We start from the raw sequence: 19,248 nt of genomic DNA, 5'->3' as shown, positions 1-19,248 counted from the left end.
TTCGCATCACGCATCACGCATCACGCATCACGCGTGACGCGTGACGCGTGACGCGTCCCGAGCCCCGCCCCGCGCCCCACCCCTGCGGGCTGCTGCTTCCGGCATACGGGAGAATCGACGCGATCTCTCAGATCGGACAGAACCACGGGGAGGAACCGTGTCCGGATTCGTAGAAAAGCCCGAGCCCCTTCAGGTGCCGGGTCTGGTGCACATCCACACCGGCAAGGTGCGCGATCTGTACCGCAACGAGGCGGGCGACCTCGTGATGGTCGCCAGCGACCGCATCTCCGCTTACGACTGGGTGCTGCCCACCGAAATCCCCGACAAGGGCCGGGTCCTCACCCAGCTCTCGCTCTGGTGGTTCGACCGGCTCACCGACCTCGTACCGCACCATGTCATCTCCACCGACGTCCCCGACGGCGCTCCCGCCGACTGGGCGGGCCGTACCCTCGTCTGCCGCTCGCTGCGGATGGTCCCGGTCGAGTGCGTGGCCCGCGGCTACCTCACGGGCTCGGGGCTCGTGGAGTACGAGAAGTCCCGCACCGTCTGCGGTCTCGCACTCCCCGAGGGGCTCACGGACGGCTCCGAGCTGCCCGCCCCGATCTTCACCCCCGCCACCAAGGCGGACGTCGGCGACCACGACGAGAACGTGTCGTACGAGGAAGTGGCCCGCCGGGTCGGCGCGGAGGAAGCCGCCCTGCTGCGCCGGACGACGCTCGATGTGTACAGCAGGGCCCGGGACATCGCGCGCGAGCGGGGGATCATCCTCGCGGACACGAAGTTCGAGTTCGGCTTCGACCGGGACGACGAGGGCAATGAGCGGCTGGTGATCGCCGACGAGGTGCTGACCCCCGACTCGTCGCGGTTCTGGCCCGCCGCGAGCTGGGAGCCGGGCCACGCGCAGCCGTCGTATGACAAGCAGTACGTACGCGACTGGCTGACCTCTCCCGCCTCCGGCTGGGACCGCCGGAGCGAGCAGCCGCCGCCCCCGCTGCCGCAGGAGATCGTGGACGCGACGCGCGCCAAGTACCTGGAGGCGTACGAACTTCTCACCGGCCTCAGCTGGCAGTAGCAGCCGGCGCGGGGCGGACAGCGGAACCGCCCCGCCCAGGCCCGCAGGAAGAAGGCACACGAAGAAGGCGTACGAAGAAGACCCGCACGAAGAAGGCCCCGGTCCGATGGACCGGGGCCTTCTTTCTCTGAGCGGACGACCAGGTTCGAACTGGCGACCTCAACCTTGGCAAGGTTGCGCTCTACCAACTGAGCTACGTCCGCATGCGCCGTGGCGCGACGCCAACTATACCCAACCCCGGCGCTGCGCGAGACGCACCGCCGTGTGCCGGTTCTCGGCGCCCAGCTTGGAGGCGGCGGACGAGAGGTAGTTCCGTACGGTCCCCTGCGACAGCGAGGCGCGCTCCGCGATCTCCGCGATGGGCGCGCCGTCCGCCGCCAGCTCCAGCACCTCGGCCTCGCGCGCGGTCAGCGGCGAGTCCCCGGCGGAGATCGCGTCGGCCGCCAACTCCGGGTCGACGAAACGGCTTCCGGCGTGCACCGTACGGATGATCTCGGCGAGCCGCCGCGCGCTGACCGTCTTGGGCACGAACCCCCGCACCCCGGCGGCCAGTGCCCGTTTCAGGTGGCCGGGTCTGCCGTGGCTCGTCACGATCATGGTCCGGCAGCCGGGCAGTTCGGTACGGAGCGATGTGGCGACTTTCACACCGTCCGCGCCCGGCATCTGAAGATCCAGTACGGCCACGTCGGGGCGGTGCGCCAGCGCCATCGCGAGCGCCTCGGGCCCGGAGGCCGCCTCGGCGACCACCAGGAGATCGTCTTCGAGGGCGAGCAGCGCGGCGAGCGCGCCCCGGATGAGGTGCTCGTCGTCGGCGAGGAGAACCCGTACAGGTGATGTGGTCACGGCGTCATCTCGTCGTTGAGTGCGGATGCGGATGCGGATGCGGATGCGGATGCGGATGCGGGGTCGGTTACGGGCGCGGATGCGGAGCCGGTTACGGGCGCGGGCGCGGAGCCGGTTACGGGCGCGGGCGCGGGCGCGGAGGCGGTTACAGGCGCGGATGCGGGCGCGGAGTCGGTTACGGATGCGGATGCGGACCGAGGCGCCGGTGCCGTCACGGGACCGCCCGCCGTCACGGAACCGCCCGCCGCTTCGGTGGCGGGCAGCGGCACCCGTGCCGTGAGCAGGAAGCGGCGGCCGTTCCCTGCCGTCCCCGCCTCCAGCGTCCCGTCCAGCGCCGCCAGCCGTTCCCGCAGCCCGGCGAGCCCGGAGCCCTGCCGGGCGGCTTCGCCGTCGGCCGGGTCCGGGTCCGGGACCCCGTCGTTCTCCACGGTCAGCACCGCCCCGCCGCCGCCCTTCGGCGCCGTCAGCCGTACGGTGCACCGCCGGGCGTCGCCGTGCCGCAGCACGTTCGTCGTCGCCTCCCGCACGACCCAGCCCAGCGCGGACTGCACCTCGGCGGGCAGCGGCACGGCGGCGTTCTCCTCGATCCGGCAGTCGATGCCGGCCGCCGCCAGGACGCCGCGTGCGCCGTCCAGTTCGGTGTGCAGGTCCGCCTCCCGGTAGCCGCGTACGACCTCCCGCACCTCCCGCTGGGACTCTCGCGCGATGCGCTGCACCTCGGTCATCTGCGCGATGGCCTCCGGCCTGCCGCGCTCGGCGAGCTGGACCGCCAGTTCGCTCTTGAGCGCGATCACCGCGAGGTTCCGCCCCATGACGTCATGCATGTCGCGGCCGAACCGGAGGCGCTCCTCGGCGACGGCGAGGCGGGCCTGTAGCTCGCGCGCCGCGTCGAGGTCCCAGACGGCTTTGAGCAGCCAGAACGAGAAGCCGTACGTGAAGACGAAGAACGATCCGGTGATGAGCGTTCCCAGCGCGTTGCCGAGGACCTCGGGCGTCGTCAGCCCGAGCAGCAGCCCGGTCGCCGACGTCACCGCCACCAGCCCGAGCAGCGCGTACCGCGCGTGCGCTGCCTTGGGCAGGCCCAGGGACGTCGCAGCGGCGCCGAAGCCCGAGAGGCCGGTCACCAGGTAGATCGCGCCCGCGTCGAACGGGAGCGTGTCGGTGGAGCGCAGTGCGAGCAAGGCGAAGAGGCCGGCCAGGGTCACCGCCACCACGGCCACGATCAGCCGTACGGGCCGCTCGCCCCGGCCGAGCCGCCAGTCCAGGGCCCGGGACTGTGTGACGCCGCAGAGCGCCGCGTGCGCGCAGACCAGCAGGAACAGCCAGAGGCCGATCCGCCACACGCCGTTCACCACGGCCGAGTGGAGCACGGTGAAACCGGACATCCCGATCTCCAGGGCCACGAAGGAGTGGAACGACCAGCGGGTGTACAGCTCGACCTTCACCGGCTTGCTCTTCCGGTGCCACCAGTCCGTCAGTCGGGACATCTCACTCCATCCACCCGTCCACGTGCCCGCGCCGCCCCACTCCGTAGCGTTCTGCCTGTCCGCCTACCGCCTGGGGCCCCAGCGGAACCACTTCCGTACAGCAAACAGCGCGAGCGCTATCCAGACCAGGGCCGTCAGACCCGCCCGCAGCACCTCGTACCCCTCGATCCCGCCCAGCCAGCCCGCCCTGATCAGGGTCATCACCCCGGTCACGGGCAGCAGCTCGCAGAACGCCGCGATCCGGTCGGGGAAGACATCCAGCGGCACGAACAGCCCCGAACCCACCACCGACAGCAGGAACAGCGGCATGCTGGTGAGCTGGGCGCTCTCCACCGTACGGGTGAAGGACGAGGTCACCGCCCCCAGTGTGGCCAGCAGCACCAGACCGGCCAGCAGCCCGGCGAGCAGCAGCAGCGGCTGCCCGGGCGCGCGTACGTCGAGGAGCACCACGCCGCCCGCGATCATCAACAGGGACTGGACGAAGGCGAGCGCGACGGCGGGCAGCGCGGTGCCGGTGAGGATCTCCAGGTCGGTGGCCTCGACCGTGCGGAGCCGCTTGAGCACCAGGTCCTCCCGCCGGGCCGTGTACGCGGAGGTGAGGTTGGCGTAGACGGCCATGACCAGCACCATGCCGATGCTGCCGACCATGGCCACTTCCATGGAGCTGAGCCCGGTCCCGCCGAGGTCGACCTGCGCGAGCGACACCTTGATGCTGCCGATCATCGCGACGGGCACGAGCAGCCCGGCGAACAGCGCCGTCCTGTTCCTGATGAGCAGTGTGTACTCGGCCCGTCCGAGGGCCTTCAACCGGCCCACCGGGGTGCTGGCCGGGCCGGTGGCGGTCTGTGCCGTCGTCATCGCTGTCGTTGTTGTCGTTGTAGTTGTCGTGCTCATCGGGCTCCCACCGTCTCTCCGCTCCGTGCCGCGATGTCGAGGAACGCCTCTTCGAGCGTCGCCGACCGCGCGTCCAACGCCTCCAGTTCCACCCCGGACTCCTGGGCCCACCGCAGCAGTTCGCCCAGATCCCGCTGGACCTGCCGGGTACGGATCTCGATCCGCCTCCCGTCCGCCGCCGCCCGCAGCGAGAGCGGCAGCCGCCCGGCGGGGACGCCCTCGGGAAGTACGAAGCGGATGCGGCCGGGGCGGCTCGCGGTGACCTCGGCCGGGGTCCCGGAGGCCACGATCCGGCCCTGGTCCATGATCGCCAGCCGGTCGGCGAGGGACTCGGCCTCTTCCAGGTAGTGCGTGGTCAGTAGCACGGTGGTCCCCCCGTCCCGCAGTTCGCGCACCAACTCCCAGGTGTCGCGCCGCCCTTCGGCGTCCAGCCCGGTCGACGGCTCGTCGAGGAAGAGCACCTCGGGCCGGCCGAGCAGCGCGAGCGCCAGGTCGAGGCGCCGCCGCTCGCCGCCGGAGAGCTGCTTGACCCGTACCCCGGCCCGCTTGGTGAGCCCGACCAGGTCCAGCGCCTCGCCGGTCGGCCGGGCGCCACTGGTGCACCCCGCGCACATCCGTACGGTCTCGGTGACCGTCAGGTCGGAGGGGAAGCCGCCCTCCTGGAGCATCACGCCCACGCGGGGCCGTACGGCGGTCCGCTCGCGGTACGGGTCGTGGCCCAGCACCCGTACCGCCCCGCCGTCGGGACTGGCGAGGCCCTCCAGCACTTCGACGGTGGAGGTCTTGCCCGCGCCGTTCGTGCCGAGGAGCGCGAACAGCTCGCCGCGCGCCACCGAGAAGGAGATGCCGTCCACCGCCGTGTAGCCGCCGGCGTAGGTGCGCCGCAGCCCGTCTACCTCGATTACCTGGCCGCCCGTTGTCTGAGTCATGACTCCAGGCTTCCGGTGGGAAGGGGCGTCAGGCAGTGCGTGCTGTCACCGTCCGCGATGACATTTGTCATCGGGAGGGCGTCGGGGGGGCGTCGGGGGGGCCTCGGGAGGGTATCGGGAGTGATCGCCTCGTGGAGGAGCGCACGAAGTAGGCCCCGGTCCGATGGACCGGGGCCTACTTCTTCTGAGCGGACGACCAGGTTCGAACTGGCGACCTCAACCTTGGCAAGGTTGCGCTCTACCAACTGAGCTACGTCCGCACTGCATCTTCTGAACGGAGACCGTCCGACCGATGCGGCACCACCCTACCTGATCCATTCGGACCGGAGAGCGATGTAGAGCGGGTGACAGGAATTGCACACTGCGCCTCCCCCTTGGAAAGGGGGCGTTCTACTACTGAACTACACCCGCACGCTGCCGGGGTTTTGGCTTTTCGGCCTTGCCCCTCGGCGTGTTCCAAACTCTAGCGGATCAATGGGGGTGGTTGGCAACTCGGCTGCCCACCGCGCCGCTCGACCACCCCCCGGGCCCTCCGCCGATCCCCCCGGACCGCCCTCCCGGAGCCCGCCATCGGCTCAACTGGCTTCGTGGAACGCCTCGTAGACCCGCTTGGGGATGCGGCCCCTGGCGGGCACCTCCATCTTGTGCGCCTGCGCCCAGGCGCGGACCGCCGCCGCGTCAGGAGCGAGGGCGGTGTGCCGGTAGGTTGTGCGGTTCTTGCCGTTCTTGCTGGCGTTTGTCTGCTTTCGCCCCGCCGCCATGAAGGGGGCGAGCGCCTTCCGCAGTTTCTTCGCGTTGACGGGATTGAGGTCGATCTCGTACGACTTCCCGTCCAGTCCGAAGGTGACCGTTTCCGACGCTTCTCCGCCCTCGATGTCGTCGGAGAGCGTGACCACTACGCGCTGCGCCACGGATATCGGTCCTTTCTTGCGGTGCCGCCGTGCCCGACATGTGCCGGATCCGAGATGTACGGGGACGTACGGGATCCGGGCTGACGTGCGGCGATACCGGCCTTCCGGCTGTTATGGGGCAATGCTGTTTTCCGCTGTATTCCTTTGTACAGCGGTGAGCGGCATATTGTGAAGCCCAGCCAATTGCATCAGCGTGTCACGCGGCAATGGTGTGCGCGAGTTTTTTTCCCGGATTTTTCCTGGTGTCCGCCGGATCATATCTACTCGCGTAGATTTTCCGGGCGGGTAGGCTGAGGTACCTCGGGGGGTCCGCGGGATTCCCCGCGGAACGCAGCACGCACGCAGCAAGCACGCGGCGGCAGACGCAACAAGCACGCCGCAGCGGTCGCGCCTGCAACGCAGCAGAGCGCGGCAGCGAGAACCAGCCGCACCACACCACCGGGAGTGCCAGTGGCACGCGTCGTAGTCGACGTCATGCTCAAGCCGGAGATCCTCGACCCGCAGGGGCAGGCCGTGCAGCGCGCACTGCCTCGCCTGGGCTTCGAGTCGATCGCCGACGTCCGCCAGGGGAAGCGCTTCGAGCTGGAGGTGGCGGGTCCGGTCGACGAGGCCGCTCTCGCCCGCATCCACGAGATGGCCGAAACCTTTCTCGCCAACACCGTGATCGAGGACTTCGTCGTGAAGGTCGAGGAGCCGAAGTGACCGCTCGTATCGGAGTCGTCACTTTCCCCGGCACCCTGGACGACCAGGACAGTCTGCGCGCCGCCCGGATCGCCGGGGCCGAGCCCGTACAGCTGTGGCACCGCGACAAGGACCTCAAGCAGGTCGACGCCGTGGTCCTGGCCGGCGGTTTCAGTTACGGCGATTATCTGCGGGCGGGCGCCATCTCCCGCTTCTCGCCGGTGATGGAAACGATCATCGAGCAGGCGAAGGCCGGTTTGCCGGTCCTCGGGATCTGCAACGGTTTCCAGATCCTCACCGAGTCGCATCTCCTGCCCGGCGCGATGCTGCGGAACAACCATCTGCACTTCATCTGCCGCGACCAGAAACTGCGCGTGGAGAACGCGGACACCGCCTGGACCGCCGATTACTCGGCGGGCCAGGAAATCTCCGTACCCCTCAAGAACATCGACGGCCGCTACGTGGCCGACGAGCGCACCCTCGACGAGCTGGAGGCCGAGGGCCGGGTGGCCTTCCGCTATCTGGACGGCAACCCCAACGGCTCGCTGCGCGACATCGCCGGTGTCACCAACGCGGCGGGCAATGTCGTCGGCCTGATGCCGCACCCCGAACACGCCGTGGAGCCGCTGATCGGTACGGGCCGTACCGACGGCCTCGGATTCTTCACCTCGATCCTGAAGAAGCTGGTAAGCGCCTCATGACCATCAAGAACCTCGACACGGTCAAGCACGCGACCGGCACCCCGGACACCGACCAGCCCTGGAAGGAACTCGGCCTCAAGGAGGACGAGTACGCGCGCATCCGCGAGATCCTGGGCCGCCGCCCGACCGGCGCCGAGCTGGCGATGTACTCGGTCATGTGGTCCGAGCACTGTTCGTACAAGAGCAGCAAGGTGCACCTGCGGCAGTTCGGCGAGAAGACGCCGGCCAACGACGCGATGCTCGTCGGCATCGGCGAGAACGCGGGCGTCGTGGACGTCGGCCAGGGGTACGCGGTCACCTTCAAGGTCGAGTCGCACAACCACCCCTCGTACATCGAGCCCTACCAGGGCGCGGCCACCGGCGTCGGCGGCATCGTCCGCGACATCCTCGCCATGGGAGCCCGCCCGGTCGCCGTCGTGGACCCGCTGCGCTTCGGCGCGGCCGACCACCCGGACACCCGGCGGGTGCTGCCGGGCGTCGTCGCGGGCGTCGGCGGCTACGGCAACTGCCTGGGCCTGCCCAACATCGGCGGCGAGGTCGTCTTCGACCCCTGCTACCAGGGCAATCCGCTGGTCAACGCCGGCTGTATCGGCGTGATGCGGCACGAGGACATCCACCTCGCGCAGGCTTCCGGCCCCGGCAACAAGGTGATCCTGTACGGCGCCCGCACGGGCGGCGACGGCATCGGCGGCGTCTCGGTGCTGGCGAGCGAGACCTTCGAGTCGACCGGTCCGGCCAAGCGGCCCGCCGTCCAGGTCGGTGACCCGTTCCAGGAGAAGCTCCTGATCGAGTGCACCCTGGAGATCTTCGCGGAGAAGCTCGTCGCGGGCATCCAGGACCTCGGCGGCGCCGGTCTGTCCTGCGCCACCAGCGAGCTGGCGAGCGCCGGTTCGGGCGGTATGCGGGTCGAGCTGGACACCGTACCGCTGCGTGACGCGACCCTCTCGCCCGAGGAAATCCTCATGAGCGAGTCGCAGGAGCGCATGTGCGCGGTCGTGGAGCCGGGGAACGTCGACCGCTTCATGGAAATCTGCGAGAAGTGGGACGTCATCGCCACCGTCATCGGTGAGGTGACCGAGGGCGAGCGGCTGGAGATCTTCTGGCACGGCGAGCAGATCGTGGACGTACCGCCGCGCTCGGTGGCCCACGACGGTCCGGTGTACGAGAGGGCCTACGCGCGCCCGGAGTGGCAGGACGCCCTCCAGGCCGACGACGCCGGCAAGTTGCCCCGCCCGGCCACTTCGGCTCAGCTGCGGGAGCAGGTGCTGGCGCTGGTGTCCTCCCCGAACCAGGCGTCGAAGGCGTGGATCACCGACCAGTACGACCGCTTCGTGCAGGGCAACACGGTGCTCGCGCAGCCCGAGGACGCCGGCATGGTCCGCATCGACGAGGAGACCAACCTCGGCGTCGCCATGGCGACGGACGGCAACGGCCGGTACGCGAAGCTCGACCCGTACACGGGTGCGCAGCTCGCGCTCGCCGAGGCGTACCGCAACGTCGCCGCCTCCGGCGCCAAGCCGCTCGCCATCTCCGACTGCCTCAACTTCGGCTCGCCCGAGGACCCGGCGGTCATGTGGCAGTTCGCCGAGGCGACGCGCGGCCTGGCCGACGGCTGCCTCCAGCTCGGCACCCCGGTGACCGGCGGCAACGTCTCGCTCTACAACCAGACCGGCGAGACGGCGATCCACCCGACGCCGGTCGTGGCCGTGCTGGGCGTGATCGACGACGTCAACCGCCGTACGCCGATCGCGTTCAAGGAAGAGGGCCAGCTGCTCTACCTGCTCGGCGACACCCGTGAGGAGTTCGGCGGCTCGGCCTGGTCCCAGGTCGTCCACGACCACCTCGGCGGGCTGCCCCCGGCGGTGGACCTGGACCGCGAGAAGCTGCTCGCGGAGATCCTCATCTCGGCCTCCCGCGACGGCATGATCGACGCGGCGCACGACCTGAGCGACGGCGGCCTCATCCAGGCGGTCACCGAGTCCTGCCTGCGCGGCGGGCGCGGCGCGCGCCTGGTCGTCCCGGACGGGCTGGACGCGTTCACCTTCCTGCTCAGCGAGTCGGCGGGCCGTGCGGTCGTCGCGGTGCCGAGGAGCGAGGAGCTGCGCTTCACGGACATGTGCGGCGCGCGTGGCCTGCCGGTGACGCGGATCGGGGTCATCGACGGCGAAGCGGTCGAGATCCAGGGCGCGTTCTCGATCCCGCTGAGCGAGCTGAAGGACGCGCACGAGGGCACGATCCCGGCGCTGCTGGCGTAGCGGTCGCGTGGGCCTGGCGGTCACGGCGGCCCGGCGGTCACGGGCCGGCGGTCCACGGGCGTGAACGGGCGCACGTGAGCGTGCGGATGTGAACGTACGGATGTGAAGGTGCGGGTCCCCGGTGGTTCGGGGGCCCGCACCTTCGCGTTTCTCGGCCGCTCGGGCCGGACCCCGTCCCCTGGGTCCCTCGCCTCAGCGGGCGGTGACGACCAGCTTGCCCGTGGTGCGCCTGGCCCCTGCCGCGTGGCGAGGATCAGTACTCCTTCAGCTGTGCCCGTAACTCCGCCCGCCAATGGGGGTCCTGGCGCTGGTGGAGGACGCGGCCGAGTGCGTCCGCCGGCGGCCGGGTGAGCGCGTCGACCAAGGCGCGCGCGGCGTCCGCGCGATCCCGCCAGGAGAGCGCCTCGGTGGAGGTGATCAGGGGGCGGTTGTCGGCGTCCCGGAGCGTACCGCGCGCCACCTCGGCTTCCGCGAGGACTCTTCGTATCCGTAGGCCGAGCGCCGAGTCCTCCTCGAAACCGGGGCGTACCTCCCTCCCCACCTGCGGCAGCACGCCGTTGACCTCGGGGTAGGTGTCGAGGCCGGTCTCGGCTGCCAGGCTGCCCATCTGGGACGCGAGGATACGGCGCAGGCGCTCCGGCGGCGCGGCGACCAGGGGCGCGAACGCGTGCGTCAGGGGAGCCGGCCAGCCACTGTCCCCGACGACGGGGAGCAGCTGCGCGCTGTCGAGCGCCCCGGCCAGGGTGTCCGGCGGCGGGCTGATGTCGAAGTGGGCCGCGATGGCGTCGGTGATCTCCAGCAGCCGCGTGCGCTGCTGCTCGGGGGTGGGGTGTGCGCTGCGGCCGGGCGGTGTCAGAACCCCTGTGTCCGCGATCCATCGCACAGTCGAGCCGTCGTGCGGGGGCAGGCCGGGGATGAGCGTGAACGGATCCTGGTCTGCTTCCAGTTGGCGGACTCGCCCGGAGTCGTAGGCGGTGACCCGCCGGCCGTTCTCGTAGAGCGTCATCGTGGTGCTGTTGACGAAATGCACCGCCACCGCTCGCGTGCCTCGGGACAGGCGGCGCAGCACTTCGTGCCGGTTGCCCTCGCGGTGCCCCTCCTCGATCCCGAACACCCACGCGCCACAGCTGCCGACCCTGACCACGGGCAGCAGCTCCGCGCGGTGCAGACTCGTATCGACATGAGCCTCGGCGAGCGCCTGCTCACGGGTCCTGGGGCGTCGGGTGGCGGGCAACGCTCCGTACCGGCGCAGGAGTTCCCCCTGGTCGATGCCCTGCACGAGGGTGAGGCAGAAGGTGCCGTACTCCCAGGCGGGCCTGGTCGGTGGCGGCGGCAGGGTGGCGGCGAGGTCGAGTACGGACCGGGGCGCCGGGCGCGACTCGGGGGCTCTGGCCCAGAGGAGCTTTCCGTCGTCGACGGCGGCGACGTGCCGCCCGTCCAGCTCCAGGACCCTGCCGTACTCCAGGCAGTCGGCCAGCTTTTCGAGCAGCGCCGCGAGGCTCGGCAACTGCCCGAAGCGGGTCCCCTCGGACTTGAGGTGCAGACCTATCGCACCAGTGGAGTCGCCTTGACGGCAGTCCACGACCAGTGCGTCCGTACGGCAGTTGTCGGCGAGGGTGACGTACTGCGGGTGCCAGTAGCCCTCGAACGGCAGGTCCTCGCCCTCCCGGCCCCACAGCTCGTGGTGCATCCGCCCTCTGCTCAGCATGGCGGCGAGGGTCAGCAGGTCGTATCCCGGGAACTTGAAGCTTCCGTCTCCGGAGGGCCTGGAGGACTCGGGGGAGACACCGTCGTGGTGCCGCAGCGACGCGACCAGATCGGCGGGGAACACGACCCCCAGCTCGGCCGCGGCGGCGGAGATGGCCTCCTGCGGAGCGGGTGGACGCAGCGAGCCGAACGTGCGTGGGGCATGGGCGGCGAGCCAGGAATCGATGCGCCGCCAGGAGTCTGCAACCGGTGTCACGACCATGGGCGGATCTTCGCACCGCCCACTGACAGTCACCGGTATCACCAGGTCAGAGCCGGTCAGGGCGGTCAGGCCGGTCAGGGTGGTCAGGGGCGAGCCGGTCAGGTCGGCGGAGCCGCGTACGGTCCGGGGGCCGAGGGGAGGGGGAGTGAGCGGGAGAGAGTGAGCGGGAGGGAGCGTGCGGGCGGGTTGTGTGTCCTGCGCTGCGCTCAACGGGACAGGCGACACATGACCGGGTGACATCGCCCGTTGGGAACGGGTAGTTCGGGTGATTCGGTCCTGGTGGAGTCCATGCGTCGAGGGGGGTCAGCTCATCGGCCGGTGTTCGGGCGACGGCGCTCCTGCCCATTGACGCAGGGCGGCTTCGAGGCCGGTGACGGAGACGGTCCCGGTGGTCCCGGTGGTGTCGCTGGTGTTGTTGGTGTCGGTGGTGTTGCTGGCGTCGGAGGCCCAGGCGACCACGCCGTCCGGGCGTACCAACACCCCGGTCGGCTTCGCGTGGTCGTCGGACACGGTGTTCAGCCGCCCGCCCCAGGCCCCGGCCCGGCGGGCGAACGCGCCGTCCGGGGTGCGGTCGAGCAGCACGAACCCGCCGCCGTGGCCGTGGTCGGCCAGCCGGGAGCCGTCCGCCAGCCACAGGTCGGGTACGTAACGGCCGACCAGCGGGTGGTCGCCGGGCAGGTCGATGCGCTGGTCGACTCCGGAGACCTTCTTGACCGCGTAGGTCGTGCCTTCCCGGGTGTTCAGCAGGTCGGCGACGACCTCCCGGAGCGCGGCCGACTTGGCGTCCCCGCGCAACACCCCGATCTGGGCCCGCGTCCAGTCCAGCACCCAGGCACCGAGGGGGCGACGCTCGGCGTCGTAGGTGTCGAGCAGCCCTTCGGGCGCCCAGCCGGCGACCACGGCGCCGAGCTTCCAGCCGAGGTTCATCGCGTCGCCGACCCCGAGGTTGAGCCCCTGGCCGCCGAACGGCGGGTGTACGTGCGCGGCGTCGCCGGCCAGCAGTACCCGGCCCGACCAGTACGTCGCGGCCTGGCGGGCGTTGTCGGTCCAGCGCGTCGCCGCACCGCGCAGCGCCGTCAGCGTGACATCGGTGCCCGAGATCCGGCGCAGGGCGCCCTGCACCTCCTCAAGGGTGACCGGGGCCGAGCGGTCGGCGGGAGCGCCGCCGAACTCCACGGTGACCACCCGTCCGGGCTGCGGCCCGTAGCGGTACGCCCCCCGGGGCGTCCACGCCCAACCGTCGGTGAGCTTCTCCGGGTCGGCGATGTCGGCGAGCGCGAGATGCCCGGTGAGTTCGGGGTCGGTGCCCGGGAAGCCGATGCCCGCGAGACGGCGTACGGAGCTGTGCCCGCCGTCGCATCCGACCAGCCATCCGGTGCGCACCGTACCCGCGTCGGTGCCTACGAGGACGCCGTCACCGGTGTCTTCGAGCGCGGTGACCTCCACCCCGCGGCGCACCGGCACGCCGAGGCGTGCGACATGGCCGGCCAGCAGCTCCTCCAGCTCACGCTGCGGCACCATCCGCGCTCCGGCGACGGCGGTGTGCGCGGCGAGGTCGGGGTCGGACTCGTCCACGAGGTCGGCGTCGAGCACCATCCCCGCGAAATGCCCGGTGAACCGCGACGGGCGCGCCCGCCGGCCGCCGTCGGGCGGTTGGCCGCCTGCCATACGGGCGAACGCCCCCACCCGTTCCAGCAGCTCTCGCTGCACCTGTTCGGCGGCGGGCAGCAGGCCGCGGCGGTCGAGCGCCTCGGCCGTCGGCACGTTGATCGCACCCGCCTTCATCGCCTCGTCCGGCTCGGTCCGCCGTTCGAGTATCTGCACCGTCGCCCCGGAGAGCGCCAGCTCCGCGGCGAGCACGAGGCCGACCGGCCCGGCTCCGACCACGGTCACGTCCACGTCTGCGTCCTGGTTCATGTCAAACGTCCTTGCTCGCTCTTGTTCGCTCTTGTTCGCCAGGGGAATTCGCCACCGGGCATTACGAACACCGTTCTACTTACGAACAGTGTTCGTGTCAAGCTATGATGGTCGGGTGAACCCGAGAGAGCGGCGCGCGGCGCGCCATCAGCCGCCGGGCCCTGATGTCGACGCGGCTCCCAGGTCGCGGCGCCGCAAGGCCCCGATCACCGTGGAGCAGGTCGTCGACACCGCGCTCGGCCTCGTCGCGGCGGAGGGCTACGAGGCGCTGACCATGCGACGGCTGGCCGGGGCGCTCGACACCGGGCCCGCCTCGCTCTACGCCCATGTGGTCAACAAGGCCGACCTCGACGAACTGCTCATCGGGCGACTGTGCGCCCAGCTCGTCCTGCCCGAGCCGGTCCTGCCCGAGTCCGGCCTGCCCGAGTCCGGCCTGCCCGAGTCCGGCTCCTCGGTCTGGCGGGAGCAGGTCCGCGAGGTGTGCGCCCAGCTGCGCGACCAGTACCTGAAATACCCGGGCATCTCCCGCGCCGCGCTCGCCATGGCCCCCACCGATCCGGAGACCTTGCGCGTCAGCGAGGGCATGCTGGCGATCCTGCTCGCCGGTGGCGTCGCTCCGCAGGCCGCCGCCTGGGCCGTCGACGCCCTCCTGCTGTACGTGGCCGCCTACTGCCTTGAGGTGTCGGTGATGCGTCAGCGGTCAGCGCACGAGGACACCGCTTGGGTCCTCGACCGCGACGAGCTGATGGGCAGGCTCGCCGCGCTGCCTGCCGAAACCTTCCCCCACACCACCCGCCACGCCGCCGAACTCACCGCCGGCGACGGGCACGACCGGTTCGATTTCACCCTCGCCCTGATGATCGACGGCCTCGGGCGGGAGAGCTCTTAGGGCCGCAGAGCCACCCGCCCGGACGGCGACACCGCCGCTACCGGGGCCCGCCGGTGCCCCCGGTTTCCCCCGCCCGCGTTTCGCCGGCGCTCGCGACCATGCGGACAAGGGTGTCGACCAGCTCGTCGGGGGTGGTGCGCAGTCTCTCCGTGTCGAGGTGGCCGCTCAGCTCCATGTCCGCGATGCCGTGGGCGCTGGTGAGCAGCAGGGCGCCGTAGTGCTGTGCGTTCCGCTCCCCGACGAGTTCGGTGACCACGGCCAGGAACTCGTCCTGGAAGCGTCCGGCCGCGCGGACGCGGTCCGCGGCCGGGTCGCCCGCCGGTCCGCAGAGCTGGCGCCGGACGCGGTCGAACCCTTCGGTGAGTTCCTCGGGGCGATGCCCGGAGCGCCTGAACAGCATCTGGTACAGATGCGGTTGGTCCCGGCCGACTCCTATGAGGGTGCGCAGGGCGCCGCGCAGTTTGTCGGAGGCCGGCAGGGCCGGGTCGGTCCGGAGGGTGTGGATGCGGTCGGCGATCCGTTCCCAGCTCTCGGTCGCGACGGTGGTCAGCAGGCTGTCCTTGCCCGTGAAGTGCCGGTACGGCGCTCCCCTGCTCACGCCTGCCCGCGCGCCCACCTCGCGCAGGGTGACCGCTTCGGGGCCGCCGAGGTCGAGGAGCTGGGCGGCCGCGTCGAGCAGGGCGCGGCGGGTGAGGGCGGCGGACTCCGCGCGGGTGACCATGGCCTCCATCCTACAGTTGACAGTGTCATCCGTACCGGTAGCGTCAATGAGATGACAACGTCATCTGAAACCCGGAAGCCGGACCGGAAGCTGGTCGTCGTGACCGGTGCCTCCACGGGCCTGGGCGCGTCGGCCGCCCGCGAACTGGCTCGCCAGGGGTTCCATGTCCTGGCCGGAGTGCGGCGCGACCGTGACGCCGACGCCATCCGCTCGACCGGTGTCGAGCCGGTCATCCTCGACATCACCACCTCCGAGCACGTGGAAGCGCTCGCCGCGCGGGTCGCCGACGACCCGCGCCCCTTGCACGCGCTGGTCAACAACGCGGGCGTCCAGGTGAACGCCCCGGTCGAAGCGCTGCCGTTGGCGCGGTGGCGGCAGGTGTTCGAAGTCAACCTGTTCGGCCACATCGCCGTCACCCAGGCGCTCCTGCCCGCGCTGCTGCGCGCCAAGGGCCGCGTGATCAACGTCAGTTCGATCGGCGGCAAGTACGCCATGGCCACCTACGGCGCCTACGCCGGCGCGAAGTTCGCCCTGGAGGCGGTCAGTGACTCGCTCCGCCGGGAGGTCGCCCCGCTGGGCGTCCAGGTGGTCGTGGTCGAGCCCGGCGGCGTCCGTACGGAGATCGCCGCCCGAGGGATCGCGACGGCGAACGACCTGGCCGCCCGGATGACCCCGGAGCAGGAGGAGCGTTACGGCGACCTGGTCCGGGCGAACAACGAGCTGATGGCCTCGGGCACCGCGTCCGGTCTCACCGCCGACGCCGCCGCCCGGGTCATCGCGAAGGCCGTGACGGCCCGCCGGCCGCGCACCCGGTACACCGCCGGCCGGGACGCCGCCCTGATCATGCGTCTGGGGCCCCTGCTGTCCGACCGCACACTCGACCGCGTCCTCGCCGCCAACCTGCGCCGCCACTACCCGAAGGGGGCCACGGCGCGACCCACCGCGACCGCCGCCTCGCGTCGTCCCTGACGCGGCTCCATTGGGCCAACGGTCGGAGCAGGGCCAGTGTGGGCGTCGCTCTCCTCTCGTCGTCCTGGCTCTCGCTGTACCGGCTCTCGCTGAACCGGCTCTCGCTGTCCCTGGTTCTCGTAGTCCTGGCCCCGCGTGCTCTGTGCGGCACCCCCGGCCGTCTACCGCGGCTGTGTGGCGATCTGGATCAGATTGCCGCAGGTGTCGTCGAGGACGGCGGTGGTGACGGGGCCCATCTCCAGCGGCTCCTGGGTGAAGCCGACCCCGAGGCCGCGCAGGCGCTCGTACTCCGCCCGCACGTCATCGACCGCGAACTGGGCGAGCGGGATGCCGTCCGCCACGAGCGCGTCGCGGTATGTCCTGGCGGCCGGGTGGCCGACGGGCTCCAGGAGGAGTTCGGTACCGCCGGGCTCCTCGGGCGAGACGACGGTCAGCCATCGGTCCTTCTCGCCCAGTGGGACGTCGTGCTTCTTCACGAAGCCGAGGATCTCGGTGTAGAAGTGCAGGGCCTTGGCCTGGTCGTCGACGAAGACGCTGGTCAGGTGGATCTTCATGGGGTGTTCTCCGGTCCGGACGAGTGGGGCGGGGGCCACCGCTGGGCGATCTGCCGCAGCGGAGCCGTGTTCAGGTCGTGGAACTTGTAGCGGCCCTCCCGCCTTGTCTCGACGAGCCCCGCGGCCTCCAGTACGGCAAGGTGCTGGGAGATTCCCTGGCGGGAGATACCGAGCTGATGCTTCATGGCCAGTCGCGAGCAGATCTCGAACAGTGTCTGTCCGGACTTCTCCGCCAGCTCGTCGAGGATGGTGCGGCGAGTGGGGTCGGCCAACGCTTTGAACAGGTCTTCGGCCACCAGCACAGGATAGGCAAGTGCACGCTTGCCTATCAAGTGGACGCGCGCCGTCGTCCGGGCTCGGCCCGCGCGGGAGGGGCGGGAGGGGCAGGAGGGTCATGGAGCGGTGGAGGACGCGGTGAGGTGGGCGCGACCGCCGTACCGGCGTGCTACGGGTTCAGCACGACCTTTCCGGCGACCGTGCCGGATTCGGCCAGCTTCATCGCCTCGGAGGCGCGGCTGAGCGGCAGTTGGGCGGCTATCCGCGCGGTGACATCACCGCGCTGGAAGGCTGCGAAGACCTGGGTCAGGTCGCCGCGCAGCTGGGCTCTGAAGCGGTTCTTCGCCAGGGCGCGGCCGGCCCAGATGTTGAAGAAGTAGGCCCGCCGTCCGTTGGGCAGCGCGTTCCACAGCCACACCCGGCCGAGCAGCTTCAGCACGGGCCACTGCTTCGAACCCTCGTCGTCCCGGGTGGACGCGCTGCCGTACGAGACGAGCGTGCCGCCGGGCGCGAGGAGGCGCCAGGAGTCGACGAGGCCCTGGCCCCCGACGTGGTCGAAGACGGCGTCCACCCCGCCGGGCGCCACCGCGCGGACCCGCGCGGTGATGTCGTCGGCGCGGTAGTCGACGGGGACGACACCCTGGTCCCGCAGGGCGTCGTGGTGGCGTGCGGACGCCGTCCCGATCACCTTGACCCCCGCGGCCCTGGCGAGCTGGACCAGGACCGAGCCGACGCCACCGTTGGCCCCGAGCACCAGGACCGTCTGACCGGCGCGGATGCGCGCCTTGCGGTGCAGCATCTGCCAGGCGGTGATGCCGTTGACCACCATGGTCTCCGCCTCCGCCGCGCCGATCCCGTCGGGCACCCGCACCGCGTCCGCCGCGTCGACCAGCACATGGCTCGCCCAGCCGCCGACCTTGACCAGCGCGGCCACCCGGGTGCCGGTCAGGCCCGGCTCGACGCCCGCGCCGACCGCCGCCACCCTGCCGACCAGGTCGTAGCCGGGGACAAAGGGGTACGCCGGCTGGTCGTAGTACCGGCCGCGGCGCATCTGCTGCTCGGCGAACGACACCCCGGTCGCCTCCATCCGGATCACGATCTGCCCCGGGCCGGGGGCAGGGACGGAGCCGTGCCGGAGCTGAAGCCCGTCCGGCTCCACCTTGCCCGGCAGGACGACCTCGACGAGTCCCTCGGCGTTCATGACGACCTCCATCTCCACGGCGCACCGTGGTCGGTTATCTGCTCTCTCGTTCGTTACAAGTTGTAACTCAACAACTATGCGAGTGTCAATAAGTTCCGTGATACCTTCTAACTGTGCCGTGAAGGTGTAGTTGCGAGGATGGGGAAAGAGGCAGGTCATGGCGGCATCGAGCACGAAGACTCCGCGCGAGCGCTACCGCGCTCAGGTACGCGAGGAGATCAAGGAACGCGCGTGGGAGCAGATAGCCACGGCGGGGGCGTCGGCGCTCTCGCTCAACGCGATCGCCAAGCTGATGGGCATGAGCGGCCCCGCGCTCTACCGGTATTTCGGCAGCCGGGACGAGCTGATCACCGAGCTGATCAGGGACGCGTACCGCAGCCTCGCCGACACCGTCCGGGCCGCGGCCGGGCCCGACGCCGATCTGTCCGCGCTCGCCCGTGCGCTGCGCGGATGGGCGCTGGAGGACCCGCAGCGCTACTTCCTCGTGTACGGGACGCCCGTCCCCGGCTATCACGCGCCCGACTACATCACCGCGATCGCGTCCGAGATCATGGCGGTCCTGCTCGACGCCTGCGAAGCGTCGGCCCCGCCCGGTCCAGAGACGCAGGGTCCAGAGACGCCCGGCTCCGGGGGGCCCGGTCCAGAGACGCCCGGCTCCGGGGCGCCCGGCTCCGGCGGCCCGGCGGCGACGGCGCTGGAATCACATCTGGAGGCGCGGCTCGAAGGCCATCGCCCGTGGGCGGAGGACCAGCGTGCCGCGCCCGTGGTCCTGCACCACGCCCTGACCGTGTGGACCCGGCTGCACGGTGTGCTGTCCCTGGAACTCGCGGGCCACTTCAACGGGATGGGGTTCGACCCGGCGATGCTCTTCGAGGCCGAGTTGGGCGAGCTGATTCCGCAGGCGCCCGCCGTCCGTCCGTGACGCCCGGCGCCCGGCGACCGTCCATGACGCCTTGCGTCGACAGGGAGTCGCGCCGCC

At 71.0% G+C, this 19,248-nt stretch carries 18 protein-coding genes and 3 tRNA genes; 7 read left to right on the top strand and 14 right to left on the bottom strand.

Annotated elements, in window-relative coordinates; genetic code table 11:
- The first annotated feature begins 157 nt into the window (after positions 1–157).
- The gene (locus ACFY6S_RS17940; protein WP_388817636.1) at positions 158–1,072 is read left to right on the top strand and encodes a phosphoribosylaminoimidazolesuccinocarboxamide synthase; all 915 of its coding nucleotides are present in this window, start codon (positions 158–160) and stop codon (positions 1,070–1,072) included.
- A 130-nt stretch (positions 1,073–1,202) separates the two neighbouring features.
- On the opposite strand, the gene ACFY6S_RS17935 is transcribed toward ACFY6S_RS17940, so the two are convergent.
- From ACFY6S_RS17935 to ACFY6S_RS17900, 8 genes are all read right to left on the bottom strand, one after another.
- Positions 1,203–1,275, bottom strand: a tRNA-Gly gene (locus ACFY6S_RS17935).
- A 22-nt stretch (positions 1,276–1,297) separates the two neighbouring features.
- Entirely contained in the window at positions 1,298–1,915 is a 618-nt protein-coding gene (locus ACFY6S_RS17930; RefSeq protein WP_388817633.1) for a response regulator, read from the bottom strand.
- The gene (locus tag ACFY6S_RS17925; RefSeq protein WP_388817630.1) at positions 1,912–3,402 is read right to left on the bottom strand and encodes a histidine kinase; all 1,491 of its coding nucleotides are present in this window, start codon (positions 3,400–3,402) and stop codon (positions 1,912–1,914) included. The genes ACFY6S_RS17930 and ACFY6S_RS17925 overlap by 4 nt, the downstream gene beginning before the upstream one ends.
- Positions 3,403–3,465: 63 nt before the next feature.
- The gene (locus tag ACFY6S_RS17920) at positions 3,466–4,260 is read right to left on the bottom strand and encodes an ABC transporter permease (protein WP_388817627.1); all 795 of its coding nucleotides are present in this window, start codon (positions 4,258–4,260) and stop codon (positions 3,466–3,468) included.
- A 32-nt stretch (positions 4,261–4,292) separates the two neighbouring features.
- Positions 4,293–5,225, bottom strand: coding sequence for an ABC transporter ATP-binding protein (locus ACFY6S_RS17915; RefSeq protein ID WP_388817624.1), 933 nt, complete (start codon positions 5,223–5,225; stop codon positions 4,293–4,295).
- Between the two features lie 187 nt (positions 5,226–5,412).
- Positions 5,413–5,485: transfer RNA gene (locus ACFY6S_RS17910), tRNA-Gly, on the bottom strand.
- 79 nt (positions 5,486–5,564) lie between these two features.
- A tRNA-Gly gene (locus ACFY6S_RS17905) sits at positions 5,565–5,636 on the bottom strand.
- 164 nt (positions 5,637–5,800) lie between these two features.
- Positions 5,801–6,136 carry an Lsr2 family protein gene (locus ACFY6S_RS17900; RefSeq protein WP_388817621.1) on the bottom strand — a complete coding sequence of 112 codons (336 nt, stop codon included), beginning with the start codon at positions 6,134–6,136 and terminating at the stop codon, positions 5,801–5,803.
- 450 nt (positions 6,137–6,586) lie between these two features.
- Here ACFY6S_RS17900 and purS point away from each other — a divergent pair, with 450 nt between their 5' ends.
- The 3 genes from purS to purL are packed head-to-tail and all read left to right on the top strand — an operon-like array spanning position 6,587 to position 9,773.
- Positions 6,587–6,838 carry a phosphoribosylformylglycinamidine synthase subunit PurS gene (gene purS, locus ACFY6S_RS17895; RefSeq protein ID WP_114625979.1) on the top strand — a complete coding sequence of 84 codons (252 nt, stop codon included), beginning with the start codon at positions 6,587–6,589 and terminating at the stop codon, positions 6,836–6,838.
- Complete coding sequence (gene purQ / locus ACFY6S_RS17890) at positions 6,835–7,518, top strand: phosphoribosylformylglycinamidine synthase subunit PurQ (RefSeq protein ID WP_388817618.1); 684 nt, start codon at positions 6,835–6,837, stop codon at positions 7,516–7,518. The genes purS and purQ overlap by 4 nt, the downstream gene beginning before the upstream one ends.
- Complete coding sequence (gene purL / locus ACFY6S_RS17885) at positions 7,515–9,773, top strand: phosphoribosylformylglycinamidine synthase subunit PurL (RefSeq protein WP_388817615.1); 2,259 nt, start codon at positions 7,515–7,517, stop codon at positions 9,771–9,773. Before purQ ends, purL begins: the two co-directional genes overlap by 4 nt.
- A 253-nt stretch (positions 9,774–10,026) precedes the next feature.
- Here the strand turns inward: purL and ACFY6S_RS17880 are convergent, their stop codons facing one another.
- Both ACFY6S_RS17880 and ACFY6S_RS17875 read right to left on the bottom strand, forming a co-directional pair.
- Positions 10,027–11,742 carry a DUF6461 domain-containing protein gene (locus ACFY6S_RS17880; protein ID WP_388817612.1) on the bottom strand — a complete coding sequence of 572 codons (1,716 nt, stop codon included), beginning with the start codon at positions 11,740–11,742 and terminating at the stop codon, positions 10,027–10,029.
- Positions 11,743–12,045: 303 nt separating this feature from the next.
- A complete protein-coding gene (locus tag ACFY6S_RS17875) occupies positions 12,046–13,659 on the bottom strand; it encodes an FAD-dependent oxidoreductase (RefSeq protein WP_388817609.1) in 1,614 nt (537 codons plus the stop codon).
- Positions 13,660–13,774: 115 nt separating this feature from the next.
- On the opposite strand from ACFY6S_RS17875, the gene ACFY6S_RS17870 reads away from it, so the two are divergent.
- Positions 13,775–14,548: a TetR/AcrR family transcriptional regulator gene (locus tag ACFY6S_RS17870; protein WP_388817606.1), complete on the top strand. Its 774-nt coding sequence runs from the start codon at positions 13,775–13,777 to the stop codon at positions 14,546–14,548.
- A 37-nt stretch (positions 14,549–14,585) separates the two neighbouring features.
- On the opposite strand, the gene ACFY6S_RS17865 is transcribed toward ACFY6S_RS17870, so the two are convergent.
- The gene (locus ACFY6S_RS17865; RefSeq protein WP_388817604.1) at positions 14,586–15,269 is read right to left on the bottom strand and encodes a TetR/AcrR family transcriptional regulator; all 684 of its coding nucleotides are present in this window, start codon (positions 15,267–15,269) and stop codon (positions 14,586–14,588) included.
- A 51-nt stretch (positions 15,270–15,320) separates the two neighbouring features.
- On the opposite strand from ACFY6S_RS17865, the gene ACFY6S_RS17860 reads away from it, so the two are divergent.
- Positions 15,321–16,238 carry an SDR family oxidoreductase gene (locus ACFY6S_RS17860; protein WP_388817602.1) on the top strand — a complete coding sequence of 306 codons (918 nt, stop codon included), beginning with the start codon at positions 15,321–15,323 and terminating at the stop codon, positions 16,236–16,238.
- A 161-nt stretch (positions 16,239–16,399) separates the two neighbouring features.
- Here ACFY6S_RS17860 and ACFY6S_RS17855 read toward each other — a convergent pair whose 3' ends face one another.
- The 3 genes from ACFY6S_RS17855 to ACFY6S_RS17845 all read right to left on the bottom strand — a co-directional run bounded on the left by ACFY6S_RS17855 (position 16,400) and on the right by ACFY6S_RS17845 (position 18,269).
- The gene (locus tag ACFY6S_RS17855) at positions 16,400–16,792 is read right to left on the bottom strand and encodes a VOC family protein (protein ID WP_388817599.1); all 393 of its coding nucleotides are present in this window, start codon (positions 16,790–16,792) and stop codon (positions 16,400–16,402) included.
- A complete protein-coding gene (locus ACFY6S_RS17850) occupies positions 16,789–17,088 on the bottom strand; it encodes an ArsR/SmtB family transcription factor (protein WP_388817596.1) in 300 nt (99 codons plus the stop codon). The genes ACFY6S_RS17855 and ACFY6S_RS17850 overlap by 4 nt, the downstream gene beginning before the upstream one ends.
- Before the next feature lie 149 nt (positions 17,089–17,237).
- Positions 17,238–18,269, bottom strand: a complete 1,032-nt coding sequence (locus ACFY6S_RS17845) for a medium chain dehydrogenase/reductase family protein (protein ID WP_388817593.1) — start codon at positions 18,267–18,269, stop codon at positions 17,238–17,240.
- A gap of 157 nt (positions 18,270–18,426) precedes the next feature.
- On the opposite strand from ACFY6S_RS17845, the gene ACFY6S_RS17840 reads away from it, so the two are divergent.
- Entirely contained in the window at positions 18,427–19,191 is a 765-nt protein-coding gene (locus ACFY6S_RS17840; RefSeq protein ID WP_388817590.1) for a TetR/AcrR family transcriptional regulator, read from the top strand.
- Positions 19,192–19,248: the final 57 nt, after the last annotated feature.

This window comes from Streptomyces sp. NPDC012835, from assembly GCF_042900885.1.
Lineage (GTDB): Bacteria > Actinomycetota > Actinomycetes > Streptomycetales > Streptomycetaceae > Streptomyces.
The sequence above is the reverse complement of the archived record's forward strand: the minus strand, read 5'-3'. Positions and strand labels throughout refer to the sequence as shown.